The sequence below is a fragment of the Ponticaulis profundi genome (genome assembly GCF_042659465.1).
GTDB lineage: Bacteria > Pseudomonadota > Alphaproteobacteria > Caulobacterales > Hyphomonadaceae > Ponticaulis > Ponticaulis profundi.
Genome location: NZ_JBHSSW010000059.1, coordinates 1 through 2,970, shown reverse-complemented (window position 1 = coordinate 2,970; position 2,970 = coordinate 1). Strand labels below are relative to the sequence as shown.

Genomic DNA, 2,970 nt, shown 5'->3' with positions numbered 1-2,970 from the left:
GCCGGTCGCAGCCCTGCGCCGGATCGAAGCGGCCGCCGCGCCCATCGGGCAGACACGCGACGAGGGCGATCGTCTCGCGGATGCGGAGCTGCCCCTGGTCGTGGAGGCTGGTTGCACCTGGTCCCATGTTCCGATCCTTGCAGGATGGCGTGCGGCGGCCAGCTATGCCTTCCGTTCCCGGCGCAGTAGCCCTGTGGCCGAGCGGCTCGTCTTCATGGCCGTGGAAGGTGCCGCGCGGCACCTGCAGGGACTGTCTCCCGCTCAGAAGGATGGCCGCGATGACTTGGACGAGAGGGCAGGGGGGTTGCTGATGCCGGCGACCGCTGGATGGATCGTACCGCCATCCGTGTCGCTGACCCGCAATGGGTTCCGGATCTGGTCGCCGATGACCGGGCTGGCCACGTTCCTGGAAGCAGCCACGCGGAGCCTCTCTCACGATCTCGGCCACCTGGGGACTCTGCGCCATGAGCTGGCACGTCTCACGACCATGACGTCTTCTGCGCATGGGCGGTCGCGCCTTGCCGATCTGATTACCTATTTGAGAGCGCAGCCGGTCGTCAGCTCGGCGATGGTCATGGATCATCTCGGTGTGACACGCCGGACGGCCCTGACCCTGATCGGCGAACTCGTCGATGCCGGCTGCCTCAGCAACCTCACCGCCCGAAGCACCTCCCGGTTCTGGGCGCTGCCCTCCCTCGCCGCGCGGATGGGACATGCGAGAGGGGCAGGGGCTGTTCGTGGCGGTGTATTCGGCTGCCGGGAAGGATCACGCGGAAACCTGAAGCCAAGCGGTCACTTGGATCGGCTTCGGGAGGAACGTGACGAGGGCCAGCTTGACCGGATCATGGCGGATCTCGATAGCGCGATGTCGGGCGTGGATGATGTCGTGCGTCGGGCGGGGGGCCGGCAGCGGAAAGACGAGTAAGGCATCTCAAATCCGAACTGCGTGTGTGTCCGGTGAGACGGAGGCAAGGCCAGTCAGCGGTGTGCCGTTCTTCCGGTACCTTGCTCCAAAACTTGGACGCCCGGTGCGTCCCTCTTGGGCGATCCATATCCGATCAGGAGCATAACGCCCTCAAAGTGATCGGCATGACACCTTGTGCAGATCCAGTCGGCGTTGAGCTCGCTTTTGCAGACCAGACAGGGATCATCCTCGACGTTGAAGTCGAGCGGAAATGGGACAGGAACTACCGCAATGGCGCACATGGTCTGTCTCACTGAGGATATGTTATCAATTATACCAGCTTACGTTCATCGGAACTGACAGCTCCGCGACATAGGCGGCAGGGAGCTGATCTTGCCGAAGATTTGTTCCAGTGTCGGGACCACGTCTTCGCCGTAATACGGGAGCCGCACATCCGGCGCCGGGCAATAGCGCGAAATGCCGAAACGTCCTGAGCTGTCTACTTTGGCGTCTCCGATCTAACGGGTACGCGACAGTTTGCGTCGAGTCAGGCAGTGACATCAGGTGTCGCGTAGCTCTGAAATACGGCATACGAAACTCAATAAAATCAATGGAGCAGCTTTGCCATCAAAGGCGGTATCTTGCCGTTAAATTCGACATTCTTGCCATTAAAACTGACACAAGGTGCGCGGAGTTGGACGGTTGGCAGCGATGGAAGGTGATGACGAAGACTTTGGCGATGCATGGGATTAGACGCTGCCCGCTGCAGTCTACCGTATTATCGTGCGGAACAGGAGAAGACTTCCGCGAGCTGGCGCCTGAGTATTATATTTAAGGGAAACAAACGCCGCCCAATGCGTCGTGTGCCGGAATTAAAGCGTTTCTGCAAAAACCGGAATCATGGGATTGAACGAACCCGCTGACGCGGGAGGGCGTCGCTCTTGGCGGGAATGGCCTCCTGATGAGAAGGTTTGGTTGCTGAGACCAACCTTTGATCAGGAGACCATCCCATGGCTGATGCCACATCAGCGGTTAGCCCGCTGCGTCGCCGTATGATCGACGACATGACGCTTCGCAACCTGTCGCCGGCCACACAACGATCCTATCTTCATGCCGTTGCAAAGTTCAGTCGGCATTGCCACCGCTCACCGCAAACTTCCGCTCTTTCCCTCGGGCGTACGAAATCCGGGGATGACACCCTCTATGTTTTGCGAAGGAAAGAAAAGTCGAGGATAACGGCGGAAGCAAGGCGACGGTCAGCGCCGGGGGGGATCCTCGGCACGGATGGCAATGGAATAGGGAATGGCGGGGTCGGCCTGCTGTGCTTTGGCGCTGATACGGGCGTCAGTCCTGACCTCCTCTAGCGGCAGCCCGGCGCCGGTCACCCTATGGTCATGCAGGTAATCTGGCAGATAGCCGGATAGAAGGATGCGCCAGTCCATCGGGATGCCCGGCTCGACCACCCGGGCCAGTTGAAAGATGATCGTGGTGCAGTTGGCGGTAATCGTATGATAGAAGGCGGGCTGCGCGGCCAGCTGGTTCGCCTTGTCCAGATAGGTCAGGAACAGCGCCCGGCGTTGCGACGCTGTCAGGTCCAACGGGTACAGGGCGACATCCTCGCGGCGCATGGTGGTCCGCAGCCGAAGGATGTCCGCTTCGTCGGCGGCAATCATCACCAGTTCGAATTTCTTGAAGAAGCCGCCGATCTCGGAAAAGGATTCGTGCCGCTCTCGCCGGATCTCGGCTGAAAAGGTCAGGAAGGCGCCGTCAGAAAAGCCGAAGCTGATCAGCGTATGGGCGATGGCTGGATTGCCCCATGTCGATGTTGCTAGATCGACTGAGGACAACGCGCCGATATCATAGCGGCGCGTTTCCCAGTGCGGGGTAAAATGCTGTTCGCTGCGCCACTCGAAATTGCGGACATTCTCCAGAATGGCGGTCTGCCCCTCGATCCGCGCGGTCACGCCATGGGCGACATCTGGCGCCCAGTCCCGATCGCCCGAGGGCCGGATCGTCAGCCACCATCCCAAAGCCACGGCGACGAGGGGCAGCAGCACCGCCCGGCT

The 2,970-nt window shown here is 60.8% G+C and carries 3 protein-coding genes and 1 pseudogene; 3 read left to right on the top strand and 1 reads right to left on the bottom strand.

Annotation, left to right across the window (positions count from 1 at the left end; all coding sequences use genetic code 11):
• The first annotated feature begins 310 nt into the window (after positions 1-310).
• From ACFQDM_RS15945 to ACFQDM_RS15935, 3 genes and pseudogenes are all read left to right on the top strand, one after another.
• Entirely contained in the window at positions 311-925 is a 615-nt protein-coding gene (locus tag ACFQDM_RS15945) for a helix-turn-helix domain-containing protein (RefSeq protein WP_377380718.1), read from the top strand.
• A 164-nt stretch (positions 926-1,089) separates the two neighbouring features.
• Complete coding sequence (locus ACFQDM_RS15940; RefSeq protein WP_377380715.1) at positions 1,090-1,221, top strand: hypothetical protein; 132 nt, start codon at positions 1,090-1,092, stop codon at positions 1,219-1,221.
• Between the two features lie 693 nt (positions 1,222-1,914).
• A pseudogene (locus tag ACFQDM_RS15935) lies at positions 1,915-2,070 on the top strand (phage integrase N-terminal SAM-like domain-containing protein); the annotation flags it as partial.
• 90 nt (positions 2,071-2,160) lie between these two features.
• Here ACFQDM_RS15935 and ACFQDM_RS15930 read toward each other — a convergent pair.
• Positions 2,161-2,970 (bottom strand): Lnb N-terminal periplasmic domain-containing protein (locus tag ACFQDM_RS15930; protein WP_377380713.1); only part of this gene is annotated, 810 nt, incomplete at its 5' end.